Below are 17,414 nucleotides of genomic sequence, written 5' to 3'. Positions count from 1 at the left end.
AAAATTATTGAAGAAATTATTGAGACCTATAATTAATCGAGATCCTTAAAATTTTCTTTAATCTCTTTTATTATCCTGCTCAGGGCAGCTTTTTCTTGAGGACTACCTACTTTTTTTACTAATCGGTCCATTTCTTTTATTCTAGCCCAGTAAATAGTTTTTGTTTCATTATCTGCCAGCTCAAACCTAGTATAATTTATTAATGACTCAATTACAGCATATATTCCCCTATTTAGTGGAATTGCTTGAGATTTGATTTTAACTACTTCTTCAACATTGGCAGTTACAATTGACATTTTAGAAGATCCTAAATCATTTTTTTTAGTAATTTCTTTTATTTTGACCACATAACAAACAAAAAAAGCATCTGCATCTTTTAAAAAAGGAATTTCATTATAATATTCAAAACATTCATCATTCAGGTCTTCTAAAGTTGATTTAGTAAAAATAATTGGATTTTGAGTTATATTTACTATAAAATAATCATGGTTGTGGATATTATTTACAGTATGGGTTCCTTCGTACAAATATAAAACAATCTGTTTTGAATTTTTGCATAGAACTCCAATAGGGGCGGCATTAACTGCACCATTAGTATTAGTACCATTATCATCTGTTTTTAAATCATCAGACTTTTTTAAGTGGCCTTGATACTTTTCAAGCCCATTAATATTTTTGGTAGTTATAATTGTTTCATATAACTGGCCTTTTGCCATTTGGATAGAATATAAATCATCTAATTTTTTATAATTGGGATTTTCATTATTTAAATGATTTTTTGGCATTTGGATTCCTTTTTATTTATTTATTTATTGCTATTATTAATCTTAAAATAGGGTAAATCAGGATATTTTTGAATAAATTCTTATTTTAATACACATCCTTTTAAATCTGCATTAATAATACAGTCAAAATCTACTTTACTATCCCAGTTTACTTTACGGAACATATCCATGTAAGATATTCCAATCACCGTTCCACCATCACCTAAAACATTTTCAATCAATTCATTAATCTGGCTTGGTTCAGATCCAATGTGGGGAATGGAAAGACCTCCTAAAAGCACTAAAACATCCACATTTGCATTTGCATTTGCATTTGCATTTGGGGTTTCCCCTAATTCTAATCCATAATTAGTTATTTCCATTTTACGAGCTTTATCTACGTCCGTCATTGGAATAAAAATAGTTTCTTTCTCTCTAATGGCATATGCAAAAAGTAGTGCAAAAGGCGTGCAGACTCCGGGAACTCCTGCAAAAGCAATTCGCTCAGCATCTTTTACTTCATCTTTAAACGCTTCTAAATGACCTTTAATACCTTCAAACTCTTTAATTTTTTCCATAAAATCCCCCAATTTACGAAAATAACAATATATTCTCCAATATTCGTAATTTAGTTAATGATATTATTTTAAAATTTATATTTCTAATTTAATTCCATTAATTTATTATTTCTATTCAATAACCTTTGTTGAATAAATTAAATCTGACTATTGTTATCTTTTTTAGTTAATTATTTTTCAAACTTAATATAACCATACGGTTATATTTAATCAAATAAATATTTTATATTATGGAAATTGAAAACCTTAAAAGGGGACTGGAGATACTTACTTCATCTGATGAATTTGCATTAATTGTTCCTGAAGTTAGGACCAACTTAGTAATGGCCAAAATAGATGCTAAAACTGAAAAAGATGTTGCAGGAATTCCAGGAAGGATAACTACTTTTAATGGAATTGCTTTTGCTTGTAGGGAACCTGAATTTGGAGCATCTTCTCACATGGCTCGTATGGTTTTAAATGTTAAAAAATACGATTCGACAAAGAGAAGTGCCATTGATCTCAAGTATAACCCTCAAATAATTGAAATCTGCCAGAAACTGGGCCTTAAAGTTTCTTCTTATGATAGAACCCATGAACCCGAGAATATTAAAAATGAAGAAGGTGGAACAATTCCTTGGGGTGTTAAGGAATCTATAAATAAAATTGGAGAGGTTCCTGATGTGATTTATCATTTGGGGGCATGGGGTAAAGAACCTATTGTCTGTTTGCTGGCTACTGATGCAATAGAAGCTGCCAGAACCGCAGTATGTATTGCTAAGTTGTGGTTGGCTTTTGATTAAATTCGATATATTGGATTATTCTTCAAAATTTTGCAAATAATTATAAATTTCACAAAATTTTCAAATTTGCGGATTTCATATTAAGTTAACTATTCAACTTATTTTTCTTAAATGGATTGCCAGCTAGTGATAAAACAGTACCATTTAAATATTAATATTGCATAATTAAGATAATAGACTTTGATAAATAGGTAATTAATAATTTCATAATAATTCATAATTAAATTCTATATTTTATCATTTATAGAATTCTAAATTTTAAAGATTATTTAGATTATATGAGGGATCATAATGAAGTATGATATGTATTACGAGCTTTTGGAACAGCCCAAATCATTAAAAGATACTTTAAAAGCAGAAAAATCTCAAATGTCTGAGATTTCTAGCAAAATATCTGAAATGGACCGTTTGTATTTGGTAGGATGTGGAAGCTCTTTATCAACCTGTTATTCTGCTAGAGATGCTATTAACATGGTTCATGACACACCCGTCGAAGTTTTTACTGGCTATGAGTTTCTTTATCATAAAAAAATCGAAAATAAAAATGCAGGACTTATAGTAACTTCTCAATCTGGAGAAACTGCAGATACTTTAGCTGCGCTTCGAAGGGCTAATGAAATTGGCCTTCCCACAGTATCCATAACCAATGAATCTGAAAGCAGTATGATGAAAGAGGCTGCAAACTCAATTTTAACTCGATGTGGTAGGGAAAATGCAATACTGGGTACTAAAACTTATGTTACTCAGTTAATGTGTTTATATCAAATTCTTTTTGATGCTTTTGATACTTCACAATCACCTGAGGTTTTAAAACAGCTGAAAGATCTTCCAGATATCACTGAGAAACTTATTAAATCCACGGAAAATGAAAATAAAGAACTGGCCCAGAAATTTGCACAGGAAGATATTTTTTACTGTATGGGTGGAGGGCCTAATTATGGATTGGCCTACAAATTGGCCATGACTATGCTTATGGAAGGTGCTATTAAACACGCATGTCCTCTTTATTCTGCAGAATTCCGGCACGGTCTTATTGAAAGAGTGGAAAAAAGTGTTCCTACAATCTTCTTAGATTCGGGATATCCTGGTGATGAATTAACTGAAAGAGCAATTGAATTCTGTGACAATATTGGTGCTAATAATATCGTGTTCAAAATGCAGGATTATGCAGATGTTAATTATTTATTATCTCCATTTGTTCTGGTAGTTCCTCTGGAATGGTTTGTTTATTATCTGGCCCATTTCAATGGAGAAGATCCTGGCAGTACTCGGCATATTGGGAAAGTTAGATATTAATTTACTCAGTTTAAGCAAAATTGAGTAAAATATTTAAAATAATCTTTTTATTATATTTTATAATAAAAATTTTACATAATTCTTTTTTAAAAAATACTTTTTTATTTCTAAATAAAAGTAAATTTGAATAAATAATTTTTTAATATTTCTTTTGGAATGAATCTTAGAATAAATAATTTCTAGAATTAAATCCATTTTAGCTTATTTTAAAATAAATATTAATAAAATATTAATTAATAACCATTTTTATAATCATTGTGTGATGGTTTTACAATAAAAACACTTCTAAATGAATTGATGTGCTGAAACTAATTTTAATCAATTTCAACATTAAATTTCTTTTTTTTAGCTTTAGGAAGATTTATTGTTAAGACACCGTTTTCGAAGTTAGCTGAGGCCTCTTCTACAATCACATGCACGGGCAAATTAACTGATCTTAGTGCTTCTCCATATTTCCGCTCTTTTCTTAGGTAGTTGACATCTTCAACTTCTATTTTTTCCTCAAATTTAGCAATAATGGTTAAACTACTTTCAGCAAGTTCTATATTTATATCTTCTTTGTTAACCCCGGGAAGATCAGTTTTGACGGTTATCATTTCCCCAGATTCAATAAGGTCAATATTGAGCTTAGAAGGGACTTTTTTACCATATTCTGAGATTTTATTTTCTAAATCTACTTGCATTTCTTTAATGTTTCTAACCACATCATCAATCATTTTCTCAGTAGTAAGCTTTTTCTTTTCTACATTATCGTCATGGTTCGTGGTGATACTTTCTAATTTTATTTTATCATTCACCAAATTCCTCCAATCGAGTTATTATTTCTTTCACTCCAGTTCCATGAACTGCAGAAATTCGCAATGGATCTTCAAACTTGTCCACATACGCGTCAAGGTACTTAACATTATCAGCTAAGTCAATTTTGTTAAAAAGACATATGACTGGAGTTTTGAATACTCTTTGAATTTCCTGTAAAAGGTGATATTGGCTTCCTAATGGGTAACCACAAGTTTCTGAAGCATCGAATATGAATAAAATAACATTAGCTAAATGTTCTAATGCTACCATGGCCCTTAGTTCTATGTCATTCATATCCAGAATGGGCCTATCTAAAAGTCCAGGAGTGTCAATAATCTGAATTTTTTTCCAATTTCTTTCTAAATGACCTATCTGGATCCCTTTAGTTGTAAATGGATAATCAGCCACTCTAGGCTCAGCAGTGGTCAATCTACGAAGAAGAGTTGATTTTCCAACATTTGGAAAACCAGCAATTACGACTGTAGTGGCCGCAAAATCTACGGTTGGCATATTCCTTAACTTGGCCTTGGCAAAGTCAAGAAAGTCCAAGTCCTTTTCAATTTTTTTTACAACAGATGCTATTCTACCAAAAGCCTGGCTTCTTAGACTGGATGATTTATCTGGGGTAGATCTTCTTATACGAGAAGAATAATCTTTTTCTAACTGGGTTATTATGCCTATGGACCAGTTTAAAGCACCTAAAGATTGTTTCATCTGATCTACACCTACTGCTACATCTATGTAGTCCTGATAAAATTCAGGCATCTTCTCAATCTCTGGCACTCTATCTAATATGAGTTGGATTCTATCTCTTATGACTTGGCAGGCGGTTTGAACTCTAGTTTCTTCTATACGCTTAGATTTTAAATTTCTAGGTATTTTAGAACTTCTTACTCTGGCAGCTGCTTTTTTAGCCCTTCTAAAACCAGTATCAAGGAGTTCATCTGGTGTGGGGACGGTTGGTATTATCATGAAATCACACTTTGTAAATTTATTATAGTATTATATTTAACTGTTGAATCTATATTTTATAATTTAATATTTTTATTAGTCTTTAAATCCGATTTAGCTTTTATAATCCGTTTTATAATTAAATCTCTAAGATTAAAAACCTCTAAGATTAATCTACTAAAATCAGTTTATTAAAAGCTTTATGAGAATAATTAAGAATATTTTTATAATTTTGAAGTTATTATAAAAGTTAGCTGTAAAAATTCATAAAAACACGTCATTAAAAGTATTTCATTTATAAGTTATGTACTGAGTATATTAATAATTTTGTATTAAAAATAAATTCTGTCATTAATTTGTTTCTTTTTAATGTAATTTTGAATTATTATTTTTCATGGAATATTTGTGCCTGAAAATTGAATATTTGTGTATCTGCACCATACCAGCAGTCAGATGGTAGGCCTGCTTTCATACAAGTATTGCATAAAAACTCTTCTTCATCCCAATTCCACTCCACTGGAACTTGAGGCAAGAGAAGGCCTTTATAAAAGTTTTTTTCTACAATTAAACCATCTACTCCCACTTTAATTTTTTTGAGATAATCCTTTGGATTTTCGACTTCTACCAGTTTTGGTTTACTTAAAACACTAATTTCCAGGCCTATTTCACTCATTTCTGACTCTTTAACTGGGGGAAAACGAGGATCTGAACTTGCTGCAGAAATAGCAACTTCAATAACTGCATTTACCAGCGGTTTAATTGGTTCACAGTATCCTATGCATCCTCTTAATTCACTTTTTCCTCTATCAATGCCCTTTTTATTTAATGTTACAAAAGCACCCATAGTTTCTTTTAATGATTCTGGCGTCTTTGTAGGTGGTGAAATAATTTTTTTATTTTTAATATAGCTGTTAATTGATTTTCTGGCCAATTTAAGTAAAAATTCTCCTTCTTCCTCCGAAAGCATTTACATGGAACCCCCTACTATGGCATCAATAATCCTTACGTGCGGGCCACCATCTCCCACTGGAGCAGTCTGGCCGGATTTTCCACAGAATCCCATGCTCATTTTAAAGTCAGATCCGACACCATTAACCTTTTTCAAGGTTTCCATAATATCTCCGGATAGTGAAACATCTCTTAATGGAGTTTTTATTTCCCCATTTTCAATTTTAAATGATTCAGCTGCATTGAACTGGAATATTCCTTTTCCAGTATCGACTTGTCCTCCGCGAGAACCTTTAAGATAAATTCCATCATTTATATCTTCTATAAGTTCATCAAATTTCAATTCACCTGGTTTAAGGTAGGTATTACTCATTCGAACTATAGGTTGCTCACTGATTATGGACCTGGCATTTCCTGAAGATTCGATATTTAACTTAGATGCTGTTTCTCTAGAACTTAAAAGAGATTTGAGAATTCCGTTTTCCACTAGGACATTTTCTTTTGTTTTTGTTCCTTCTGCATCATAGGCATAATATCCAAATGCGTCCATACTGGCATCATCAATTATAGTTACCATATCGGATCCTATTTGACTTCCCATTTTGTCTTTTAATATCGAATCATTTTGTAATATTAAATCTGCTTCAGCAGCATGGCCCAATGCTTCATGAATAAATACTCCGGTTAATTCACAATCCGTTACTACTGGGAACTTTCCAGATGGTGCTTTTTCTGCTGAAAGCAATCGAACGGCTTTTTCACCAATTTTTCTACCGAATTTTTCAATGTCAGCATTTTTTAATACTTCAAATCCTTTAGAACCACCCATACTCCCATGGCCAAACTGAATAACTTCTCCATCAGCAGCTACGGCATTTAAGAACATACCTACTCTGGATTCTTCCATGGTTACTTTAGAACCTTCTGAACTTAAAAAAACACTGTTACTTTCACTATCAACATAGTTTACAGTCGTACTAACTACTTGATCAACCGTAGCTGATTGATTGGCTTCTTTGATAATTTCCTTTTTTTCTTCAGTTGAAACATCAGCAGGTTTTATTTTGGCCGAAGATTTTACATTATCAATAGCAGCATCAGATTTAGTTAATTGAACATCGCTTTTAAGAGATTTGGATAATTTAAGAGCATATTCTCCTATTTCACCTAATTTTGAAAGGTCTGTTGTAAAAGCAAATCCCCATGCTCCTCCATTAAGAACCCTAACTCGACCCCCATGGTCAAATCCAGATTTTATTTCTTGAACTTTACCATCTTTCATTAAAATTGAGGTGCTGTTGCCACTACCTGCACGTATATCAACGTAATCGACTTTATTTTCTAAATCGCGGATTATTTTTTTAAATGAATCTAAATCAAGAGTATTTTTCATTAATATCCCCTTTTCCTACATAATCATATAAATTTTAATATTTAATAAAATTTTTTTAATATTCTTGTAAATCAATTAATTTCCCATAAAATTTATCCCATAAAATTTTATTGTATGGGTATTGATAGTTTTATTTTATTATAATAACTTTATCATATCAATTTATTTAAATATATATCAATTATAAAGTAAAATATATTTATGATAAACTATTAAATAATTAAAGTTTGCATTTATTTCTTTTAATTTTACTTATTAAAGCACCAGGTGGTAATTTGAAAACAATTCAGGAGATAAACCAAAAAATAAAGAACGGCGACGCAGTTGTGGTAACTGCAGATGAAATGACGAGTATTGTCGCCCAGAATGGGGCCCAGAAGGCGGCTGAAGAAATTGATGTGGTCACGACCGGTACATTTGGTGCTATGTGTTCTTCTGGTGCTTTCTTAAATTTCGGACATTCTGATCCACCAATTAAAATGTCTAAAACATTCCTTAATGGGGTTGAAGCATATTCTGGTCTGGCTTCTGTGGATGCTTATTTAGGGGCGGCCCAGCCAAGCCAAAATCCAGACATTGGTTTTGATTACGGTGGATCTCATGTTATAGAGGATTTAATCCGTGGAAAAGAAGTGGAACTTATAGCTGATGCCTATGGCACGGACTGTTATCCATTGAAAAGAGTAGAAACTTCCATAAATTTGGATAAAATTAATCAAGCAACCATGGTAAATCCGAGGAATTGCTATCAAAACTATGCAGTAGCCATAAATTCTACTGATGAAACTCTTTATACTTATATGGGCACATTACTTCCTAAATTTGGAAATGTAACCTATTCCAGTGCCGGAACGCTTTCTCCACTTATTAACGATCCTTATTTCAATACAATAGGGATGGGCACTAAAATATTCTTGGGCGGTGCTGAAGGATATATCCTATCTGAAGGTACTCAACATTCTACCGAAAATGAAAGACGAAATGGAGTGCCGGTAAGTGCATCGGGTACTTTAATGCTCCAGGGTGACATGAAGAAAATGAATCCGAAATACATTCGGGGCGCTACTATGCCTAAGTATGGTCCTACGCTTTATGTAGGGGCAGGAATACCTATACCTATTTTAAATGAGGAAGTTGCGGCTAGAACTGCTATTAGTGATGAAGAAATAATCTGTAAAATTATAGATTATGGTGTTCCTCGTCGAAGCAGGCCAGTAATAAGAGAAACTAATTATAAAGAACTAAAAACTGGTAAAATTGAAATTGATGGAATTGATGTTCCGACTTCTCCACTTTCATCATATAAACTGGCCAAAATGGTGGCGGTGGAATTGAAAGAATGGATAGAAAAAGGAGATTTCTTGCTGACAAATCCGGTAAGGCCATTGTCTTCCAAGGGAAACATAGTTAAACCTCTGGAAATAAGTAAACCGTCTGTCATGGTTAAAGATATTGAAAGTAAACCAGTTATCATGGCCTGTCCTGGCGAAAAGATAAATGATGTAGCCAAAAAATTAGTGGACAATAATATTAATCACTTGCCAGTTGTAGATAATGATGGAAAATTAAAGGGTATTGTAACTTCCTGGGACATTGCTGATGGTGTGGCCAAAGGGAAATCAAAACTGGATGAATTAATGACCCGAAAGGTTATTATTGCCCGTGAAGATGAATCTGTGGATATAATTGCCCGTAGAATTGATAAAAATAATATTTCTGGCCTACCTATTGTTGATAAGGAAAATATTGTTAAGGGAATGATCACGGCTGAAGATATTTCTCGATTGATTGGAGAAAATTTAAAAGATGAAAATGGGGGAGAGTCAATATGAAATCATGGTTAAGATTTTTACCCACTATTGTAAACAAAGCTATAATGTCTGATGCTATTAAGATATATGACATCGATTTTAACATTTTAAGAGCTCATATTAATCCTCGGGGTGGAAAAATGCTGGTAGAAATCAGTGGGCCTCAGGAAAATGAATGTATTCAATATATGGAAGAACAAGGTATTGAAGTAATTCCTATAATGAGGGTAGTTCAAAAGGACTCAGAAAAATGTGTGGATTGTGGGGCATGTGTTTCCCTGTGCCCGGTGAAGGCTATATGTATCCAGGATGATTGGGAGGTGGAAATTGACAATCAAAAATGTATTGGTTGTGGTTTCTGTGTTAATTCCTGTCCAACCAAAGCTATCAGCTTAATGGAATGAATTAAAATTCTTTTTCATTAATTCTTATTTTAGCTTTTAATTACCTTTTTTTATATGCTTTTTTAAATAAAATTAATTAAAAATTATTTAATTACTAATTCCATAGATAGAATTAAATTGGAAATATAATTTATTGATATTTAATTAAAATTAAACAATATTTTAATTAATAGACTTATAAATTTAAATTATATTTATCCTGGATAAAATGAGTTCAAATAAATTTAAAGGTGGTTTTAATGGTTATTGTAGTAGGGTCTGGTGCTGGTGGAGCAACGGTGGCCCGAGAACTGGCCTTAGCAGGAATTCAAGTAAAAATTATTGAAAAAGGTCCAGTTATTCAATCTAAAAAAGCTTTTAATTATTATGATCCTTCTGAAGAAGGGATAGATCTTCTAAAAACGTCCTGTGTTGGAGGATCCACATTAGTAGCTGTTGGAAATGGGGTTAGAGTTCTTGAAAATGAATTAAAAAATATGGGTCTGGATATTTCTCTAGAGCTTGACGAAATTGAAGAAGATCTTGAAATTGGTCCAATGCCCGATTCTCACATAGGAGATGGAACCAAATTACTCATGGAATCAGCCAAATCAATGGGTTTAAATATCCAAAAAATGCCTAAATTTATTAGAAGTAAAGATTGTAGTCCTTGTGGCCGATGTTCGTTTGGTTGTCCAAAAAATGCTAAATGGTCTGCTGCGGACTTTGTTTTGGAGGCTCAACAAGCTGGTGCGGAAATAATATCGGAAACTGAAGTTACAGGGCTTATTGTGGAAAATGGACGGATAATTGGAGTTAAAGCATTACAAAATTCTGAAGAAATCAACTTCCTATCAGAAATCGTAATTTTATCTTTGGGTGGTATTGAAACTCCCAGATTGCTTCAAAAAGCTGGAATTGAAGCAGGAGAAAACTTTTTCATGGATACATTCATCACTGTAGGTGGCTTACTTGAAAACATAGGGTTTAAAGATGAAGTACAGATGAATGCACTTATTATTAAGGAGAATTTTATTTTAGGCCCTCATTTTTCCACTTTTTTATCTGCACAATTGAAAGAAAAAGGCGCCACTGACAAAGATATTTTAGGCTTTATGGTTAAAATTGGAGATGAATCATCAGGTTATGTAGGTCCAGATCGTATTGTTAAAAATAATACTCTAAGAGATGTTCGTTTTTTAGCTGAAGGTGCAGCACTGGCAGGCGCTATTTTAGTTGAAGCCGGAGTTAATCCGGATACAATCATTTCAACCCATCCTAGGGGTGCACATCCTGGTGGAACTGCAGCTATAGGGGACGTGGTCAATGAAAATTTGGAAACTCCTATAAAAAATCTTTTCGTGGCTGATGCTAGTGTTCTACCTACTGCACCGGGTGCTCCCCCGTTACTAACTATAATGGCACTTTCAAAAAGACTAGCTAAACATGTAATTTCAGAATATAACTAAATTAAGGTCTTTGAAACTCAAATAAAGCTTATTTTATCATATATTCTTTTTATTTCTTTTTTTTGATTAAAAACATGCCCAAAAAAATATAAATTAATATATGGCTCTATTTTAGAACTAATTTTATTTAAATATTATTATCCGACTCTTCAATTTCAATTCAAAGTACTTAAAATCATTTTTCACTTTCACAAGATTTATATAAACATTTATATAAAATCAAAATTAGCCTTTATTTGACCTTTTTTACAAATTTATGGCTTAAAATATGTTTATTAAATAATGAAATAATAGGCAATAAAATATTAGTGATTTTACCAAAAGTAAATTACAAGGTGAAAAAATGAATCAGAAAACCATGAAAGCATTGGTTTGCTTTTTAGGTATATTAATAGCATTTTCTACAGTTTCTGCTGCCTCAGCAGTACAAATTCAAACAATTTATTCTGGAACCGGTGGAGACATTACTAAAAACAAATTGGTTTATAAAAATATTCCTAAATCTACAATTTCCAGTCAAATAATTGCATCAGCAAAAAAAGGAACTCCAATGGTCACTTTTGGCGATGGGAGTGACCCTAAAGTTATGATAGTGGCAGGAGTTCATGGGAACGAGTTACCAGCAACTATTGCGGCTATGAAACTCATAAACTATCTTAATGGAAAGCATATAAAAGGAACAGTTTACATAGTGCCCTTTGTTTCCCCTTATTCTACTTCTAAATCTACTAGATATTGGAAAGGTAAAAATTTGAATAGTGTGGCTAATAAAGCAGGCACACCCACAAACAAGATAATAACTCTAGCTAAACAACTCAAAGTTAAATCTTTAGGAGATTTCCATTCTACAAGGCCGGGTGGAGTTCCTGGAAAGAATAGTATTCTCTGTACTAAGTCTCCAACATATGGTAGTTATAAAATGGCTTACTACATAAGTAAAAAATCAGGATCAGCTTTAATCTATGAGTATAGGGCGGGTGTTTCTTATCCAGGTGCAGTAGAAGACGCTTCTAATTTGGCTAGAATTCCCGCAGTTACTTGTGAGGTCAAATCTTCCCATGGAACTATTGCTTCAGGTAGTGTAAGTAAATCTTACAGCCAAATACAGGCCTTTTTGATGTATAATGGTGTTATTTAATTATAAAACTAAAATTATAACCATTATCCTATTCAATTTTTTTATTTTTTTTATAATAGTGATTTTTAGCATTTATTTTAAGATTTGCGGATTTAATGCTCATTTTTAATTGATTTAAATTAAAAATAGAAAGTTTAGAAGAAATAAAATATAAATAAAATGGATTAATTATGCTTATTGTTTTTTGAATAGTCTTCTTAAATAAAGAATTATTTTCAAGCTATTAACCCATTAAATTTTGCAGATAATTAATTGTATTATCTAAAATCGATCCTTTTATGCTTACGGAAGCAGGGAAAGTCATATATTTCTTTTCAGTGTGTTTATAAATTACCTGAGCAAACATTTTGCTGTAATCATTTATATTAAGAGTTTTTCCCTTTACGGTGACACTGCTTGGTGCTTTTTTATTAGTTTTCATGTAGGCATAGACTCTCGCAGCTGTGTCTTTATATTCGGTTCTATTTAATGTTCCTGAAAATGTGCTGGCCGATGAAGCACTAGAATCAGACATGGACACGGCACTATTTGTAATGGGAAGTCCTGCAATATATTGGGAACTTAAATAAATCCAATTGGCCCGGTTCATGGCGGTATTTTGTCCATTAATTATTCTTTGAGCATCGCTGGATAATGTGGTAGGGTTTATTTGGTGTTTTGCTATTAAGGAACTGGTTGTAGTAGAGTCGCTGGTACTTAAATGTTCTTTATTTGCATAATAAGCACTGTAAATCAAGCCTGAAGCAATTTTACTCACTCTTTGATCTTCAGTGCTAGTTCCAACCCGTGGCTCGATTAAACCTATTCCTGAGGACTGAATATATTGGCTTGGGCTGTAAATTCCAGCAAAATATACATTGGAGAAATTATCATCCCAAGAACGTCCTAAGTAGCTAGCAGTGCCCAGATTTGTTTTCCCATAATTGATGAAAACAATTCCTTTTAAATCAGATGCATCACTTTTAAGATACCCTGTTTTCACTCCAGTAACAATATCATAAACTGTACCAGGGCATGCTGCAGCAATATAAGCTGCTATTCCATTAGGTGCATTTTTAATCGCTCTTGCTGCTTCATTAGATCCTGGGGAGCTGGGATCAATTATAACATTGGCCGATCCAGCAATGGCATTTTTAATTTTTATCATCAATTCTTTGTCGGATGCAGTTCCAGTTATACTGTCTGAGGTGAGATAAATATTTGGTAAATCCTTTTTAGAGTATTTATTTAAGGCTATACTGGTAGTGGCAGTATTGGGGGACCATATCGTCTTGCCCGCGACGGTCATTTTATCGGAAATTTCAAATCGGGCACTATTCCAGGTGGCCATCGCCACAGGCATGAGTGATTTAGGGGCAGTTACTTTAATATTATATGAATAAGATTTTTGAATTGTTTTAAAGGTTAGAGCATCACTACCATACCATATTCTGGTTTTTTTAATGTTCTTAAAAGAACTCAATGAAGAATCAGGTATGGATGTTTTGGATCCACATATTATTATTTTCTTTGCTTTTAATCGATTAATTTCAGTTTTAGTTGCGGAAGGTAATGTTTTTCCAGTAATAAGCAATGGTGCATTGTTTTTTATAGCTAAATAAGTCGCTGAAAGATCACTACCCGTAGTTAAAATGACTACATTACTGGTAGACCAGTACTTTGACAGAGAAGATGTTCTGGCCGATATTTTTGTCCCACTGATTTTCAAATTACCGACCACCATGGTATTTTGACCAGTTAAATAATTTAAAACGGACTTTTCAGGTGTTAGAGAGCTTAAAATCAACTGATTATTAGTATGGGCTGCTGCTGGAGCAGTCATTATTCCGTGTGAGGAATCGGTGACAAAAATCCCGGCATCAACTGGAGATAATGTTATAAATGCAGTTATAATAAGAATGCATATTAATAAAAATTTTTTTATATGATTGGTTTTCACATTGCTAGGAATATAATTTTCAGATTTAAGTCTTTCTAAAGCTTTTTTAGAGGATTTAAGTATTTTTTTAGAATTGAGATTCAATTTCTCCTTCCTCCATTAACCTTTCACAATAGTAACACCTCAAAATCACAGGCTCTTTGGTAATAACGTAAAATTTTCCAGTAACGGGTTCTATGGTATTGCTTATGCAGTTGGGATTTGGACAATTTAAAAGGCTTTTAATTTCATTTAAAAGACGAACTTTTCCTTTTCCAACTATTTCATAATCTCTTATAATGTTTATAGTTGCTTTAGGAGCAATAAGTGCTATTTGGTCAACTTCACTAGAGGCCAGTTCTCTGTTTTCGATTTTTACTATGTCTTTTTTTCCCATATGGGCCGACTGGACATTCATAGCTAGGGTAACCTTACTTTCATCACTGGGCAGGCCTAAAATTTTCAGGACATTTAAAGACTTGTTAGCAGTGATATGATCAATTACAGTACCATTTTTAATAGGCTTTACCTTCAATTCTTTTGGCTTCTTCATGAAACAACCCTTTACTTTTTAGATAAAATATTAATCTTAAATTTAGTGACTAATAATGTGTTATTTTTTATATAAATTATCTTTGTTAAAATAAATGATTTAAAACAATGTTTTAAGGCAATTATATTTTAATCTATTATGTAATGATAAGGATATTCATTAAAATTAATTTTTATTTTTTTTAAAAATGTAATTAAAAATAAATGAATTGGCCAAAGCACAAAGAAATACATCTTTAAAACTAATTATTTTCTTTAATAGAAGTTAAATGCATATTTAAAATTAATTTTATGCTTATAAATAAAAATAAAAAAATGAGAAATTAAGAAATGAATTAGAAATAATTAAAAATTTAACAATTTAAGTTTAGTTAAATTATAATTATCCTTATTATTTCTTAACTTGCTTTATCTGTTTCTCTTTCCATAAGAACTTCTATGAACTTGGCGTAAACTGGCCTGGTTACGAATATTCCCACTATTATTCCTATTATGGTAGTAAATGCAAATCCAGATAAAACACCAATTCCAGTAGCTCCTCTTGCAAAACCAACATATGCTAAAGGTAACATGGCCGCAATAAGAGTTCCTGCAGATGCAAAGATAATGAAGAAAGCGCTTTTAATTTTGAATTTAGTTCTACGGCTTCTTCTATCTTTTAGACTTTTTCCCTTAAGAACTTCATCAGTTATAATTATCTGATCGTCTACTCCAGTTCCAATGGCCGCAATAATCCCTGCAATGGCTGCTAGATCTATACTCCAGTGAATTATTGATGCTGTACCAAGAATTAGAACTAATTCTGCCAGCGTGGTGAAGATAATAGGTATAACCAGTAATGGATTTCGGTATCTAACCATTATGACTGCGGAAATAGCTAAAATAGCTAATATTCCGGCAATAAAAGCTCCATCTGCAAATTGTTTACCTAATTCTGCAGAAACACTACTTACTCCAACAATTTTAACTTTAACAGGTAGTGCACCTGATTTAAGCAGTGTTTGCAGTTCTTTAGCTTGAACTTCCGCGGCTTCTTTTGATTCAGCTCCTCCGCTGATTTGAACGGATGTAGATGGATTTCCTGCAGCTAATTCTGCAGAAACCTCGGGAGAAGTTATAAGTCGATCGTCCAGATACATATTAACTGGTTGACCGGCTTTTCCTTTAGCTATTTTAGCAAATTTATCTGCTCCACCTATACTTACTTTAAATGGAACGGCATATTGGTTGTCAGTGATTATTGGTGCCTCCACACTAACAATATCTGCCCCATTTAAAGCCGTTTCATTTCCTATTTTGGCCACAAATTTACCAGGAGTACCTACAATTTTGGACACTTGGTCTGGTTGAACTCCAGCAATTTCCACAATGACGTATTGATTACCACTGGATCTTACTTTTACATCTTTTACACCAAATATGTTCAGACGTTTATCCAAAACACTGGTAACGGTGTTCATGGTATCTGTATCAACTGGTTTTTCCAACTGGATTTGGATAAGGGATCCACCTTTTAAATCCAGCCCTTGTTGAATACCAAAAGCAGAAATGGCCAGTAAACTGCCAATGACTAGAACAATTAGCAGTATGGATCTACGGTCCCTTATAAATCCTTTAAATCCTTTTTGCTTCATGTTCTTGCCTCCAAATACCATCTGAGTATTCCAAGGTTCATGAGCCAGGTAGCTATGATATCTGCGGCCAGACCAATTATAAGAACTGCAGCAATATTACTTAAAACAACCGCTTGAGGTATTAAGAATATTGTAACTAAGTATAATGCTCCCATTGAAGCTATTGCTGCTACTGACATGGTTAAACCAGTCTTCAAAGCATCAAGAGTTCTTTCTGTTAAAGTACCTTCTTTTCCTTTCAGTAATCTGGTTGTTAATAGAATATCTGTATCTACACTGTAACCTATTAACATTAAAATGGCACCCACGGATGCCAGTGAGAGTGGAATTCCAAATAATGACATTCCCCCTAATGCAATTAAAATATCAGACAAAGCTGCTAAAATAACTGCTATGGAGGGAACAATCTCTCTAAATATTATAAATACTGTTATGGACATGAATAAAAATGCAAATCCAACAGCCCAGTAAACTTGAGTAAGTGACTGTGCACTCAAAACGGGCCCTACGGAACTAAAACTGGAAATAGTAGCAGTTCCTTTCATTAAATTTGCTAATTGTTCTACGTCTGCAGTACTATCTATCTGAACAGTTGCCTTATTATTATTTATAGAAAGAACACTGACTTCAGTTGAATTAAGCCCATCTTCAATCATTATTTTTAAATCATTGGAGCTTATGGACTTTTCTAAGCTTAAAACAGCCAATGATCCTCCTTTAAGATCTATACCTTCATTTAAACCATTCGATGCCAATAATATCACGGATAGTAATGTGATAATTACTGGTATTGCAATCAATGGTTTATATGATTCCATTAGTTTTTTAAACATTGAATCACCGTTTAAACGAGTTATCCGGATTGTAAATAAATATAATCTGCTATTTTTTAATCAGGATTTGTTAACATGATTAAAAATTAATAATCAAGTTATTTCATGATTAAATTATTTCTGATTAAAATGGCTTTTTATTCTTTAATTTATATTATTTCCAGAT

Annotated in this window: 16 protein-coding genes; 6 read left to right on the top strand and 10 right to left on the bottom strand. The window is 32.6% G+C overall.

All coding sequences use genetic code 11. The features are described 5' to 3' along the window. Positions 1–32: 32 nt before the first annotated feature. Both Q7I96_04760 and Q7I96_04755 read right to left on the bottom strand, forming a co-directional pair. Complete coding sequence (locus Q7I96_04760) at positions 33–785, bottom strand: DUF447 family protein (GenBank protein ID MDO9626922.1); 753 nt, start codon at positions 783–785, stop codon at positions 33–35. A gap of 80 nt (positions 786–865) precedes the next feature. Continuing rightward, the gene (locus Q7I96_04755) at positions 866–1,342 is read right to left on the bottom strand and encodes a DUF2124 family protein (GenBank protein MDO9626921.1); all 477 of its coding nucleotides are present in this window, start codon (positions 1,340–1,342) and stop codon (positions 866–868) included. A 230-nt stretch (positions 1,343–1,572) separates the two neighbouring features. Here Q7I96_04755 and Q7I96_04750 point away from each other — a divergent pair, with 230 nt between their 5' ends. Together Q7I96_04750 and Q7I96_04745 are read left to right on the top strand one after the other, a co-directional pair. Continuing rightward, on the top strand, positions 1,573–2,124 hold the full coding sequence (locus tag Q7I96_04750) for a thiamine-phosphate synthase family protein (protein MDO9626920.1): 552 nt from the start codon (positions 1,573–1,575) through the stop codon (positions 2,122–2,124). Between the two features lie 291 nt (positions 2,125–2,415). Continuing rightward, positions 2,416–3,420, top strand: coding sequence for an SIS domain-containing protein (locus Q7I96_04745; protein MDO9626919.1), 1,005 nt, complete (start codon positions 2,416–2,418; stop codon positions 3,418–3,420). 314 nt (positions 3,421–3,734) lie between these two features. Here Q7I96_04745 and Q7I96_04740 read toward each other — a convergent pair whose 3' ends face one another. The 4 genes from Q7I96_04740 to Q7I96_04725 all read right to left on the bottom strand — a co-directional run bounded on the left by Q7I96_04740 (position 3,735) and on the right by Q7I96_04725 (position 7,510). Next, entirely contained in the window at positions 3,735–4,217 is a 483-nt protein-coding gene (locus Q7I96_04740) for an Hsp20/alpha crystallin family protein (protein ID MDO9626918.1), read from the bottom strand. Further along, positions 4,210–5,190 carry an NOG1 family protein gene (locus Q7I96_04735; GenBank protein MDO9626917.1) on the bottom strand — a complete coding sequence of 327 codons (981 nt, stop codon included), beginning with the start codon at positions 5,188–5,190 and terminating at the stop codon, positions 4,210–4,212. Before Q7I96_04735 ends, Q7I96_04740 begins: the two co-directional genes overlap by 8 nt. Before the next feature lie 364 nt (positions 5,191–5,554). After that, positions 5,555–6,136, bottom strand: coding sequence for a TIGR00296 family protein (locus tag Q7I96_04730; protein ID MDO9626916.1), 582 nt, complete (start codon positions 6,134–6,136; stop codon positions 5,555–5,557). Further along, positions 6,137–7,510 carry a TldD/PmbA family protein gene (locus tag Q7I96_04725; protein ID MDO9626915.1) on the bottom strand — a complete coding sequence of 458 codons (1,374 nt, stop codon included), beginning with the start codon at positions 7,508–7,510 and terminating at the stop codon, positions 6,137–6,139. A 275-nt stretch (positions 7,511–7,785) separates the two neighbouring features. Here Q7I96_04725 and Q7I96_04720 point away from each other — a divergent pair, with 275 nt between their 5' ends. The 4 genes from Q7I96_04720 (at position 7,786) to Q7I96_04705 (ending at position 12,311) form a co-directional block, all read left to right on the top strand. After that, positions 7,786–9,342 carry a homocysteine biosynthesis protein gene (locus Q7I96_04720; GenBank protein MDO9626914.1) on the top strand — a complete coding sequence of 519 codons (1,557 nt, stop codon included), beginning with the start codon at positions 7,786–7,788 and terminating at the stop codon, positions 9,340–9,342. Beyond that, positions 9,339–9,725 carry a 4Fe-4S binding protein gene (locus Q7I96_04715; GenBank protein ID MDO9626913.1) on the top strand — a complete coding sequence of 129 codons (387 nt, stop codon included), beginning with the start codon at positions 9,339–9,341 and terminating at the stop codon, positions 9,723–9,725. The genes Q7I96_04720 and Q7I96_04715 overlap by 4 nt, the downstream gene beginning before the upstream one ends. 239 nt (positions 9,726–9,964) lie before the next feature. Further along, positions 9,965–11,173: a GMC family oxidoreductase N-terminal domain-containing protein gene (locus Q7I96_04710; protein ID MDO9626912.1), complete on the top strand. Its 1,209-nt coding sequence runs from the start codon at positions 9,965–9,967 to the stop codon at positions 11,171–11,173. Between the two features lie 343 nt (positions 11,174–11,516). After that, positions 11,517–12,311 (top strand): succinylglutamate desuccinylase/aspartoacylase family protein, encoded by a 795-nt coding sequence (locus Q7I96_04705; GenBank protein MDO9626911.1) that lies wholly within the window; start codon positions 11,517–11,519, stop codon positions 12,309–12,311. Between the two features lie 223 nt (positions 12,312–12,534). Here Q7I96_04705 and Q7I96_04700 read toward each other — a convergent pair whose 3' ends face one another. The 4 genes from Q7I96_04700 to Q7I96_04685 form a co-directional block, all read right to left on the bottom strand. After that, the gene (locus tag Q7I96_04700) at positions 12,535–14,334 is read right to left on the bottom strand and encodes a pseudomurein-binding repeat-containing protein (GenBank protein MDO9626910.1); all 1,800 of its coding nucleotides are present in this window, start codon (positions 14,332–14,334) and stop codon (positions 12,535–12,537) included. After that, a complete protein-coding gene (pyrI, locus tag Q7I96_04695; GenBank protein MDO9626909.1) occupies positions 14,318–14,782 on the bottom strand; it encodes an aspartate carbamoyltransferase regulatory subunit in 465 nt (154 codons plus the stop codon). The genes Q7I96_04700 and pyrI overlap by 17 nt, the downstream gene beginning before the upstream one ends. 397 nt (positions 14,783–15,179) lie before the next feature. Next, positions 15,180–16,415 carry a preprotein translocase subunit SecD gene (locus Q7I96_04690; protein ID MDO9626908.1) on the bottom strand — a complete coding sequence of 412 codons (1,236 nt, stop codon included), beginning with the start codon at positions 16,413–16,415 and terminating at the stop codon, positions 15,180–15,182. Next, positions 16,412–17,248, bottom strand: coding sequence for a protein translocase subunit SecF (locus tag Q7I96_04685; protein MDO9626907.1), 837 nt, complete (start codon positions 17,246–17,248; stop codon positions 16,412–16,414). The genes Q7I96_04690 and Q7I96_04685 overlap by 4 nt, the downstream gene beginning before the upstream one ends. Positions 17,249–17,414 lie beyond the last annotated feature (166 nt).

It is taken from the genome of Methanobacteriaceae archaeon (assembly GCA_030656015.1).
Classification (GTDB): Archaea; Methanobacteriota; Methanobacteria; order Methanobacteriales; family Methanobacteriaceae; genus UBA349.
This window is presented reverse-complemented; position numbering and strand designations above follow the sequence as displayed.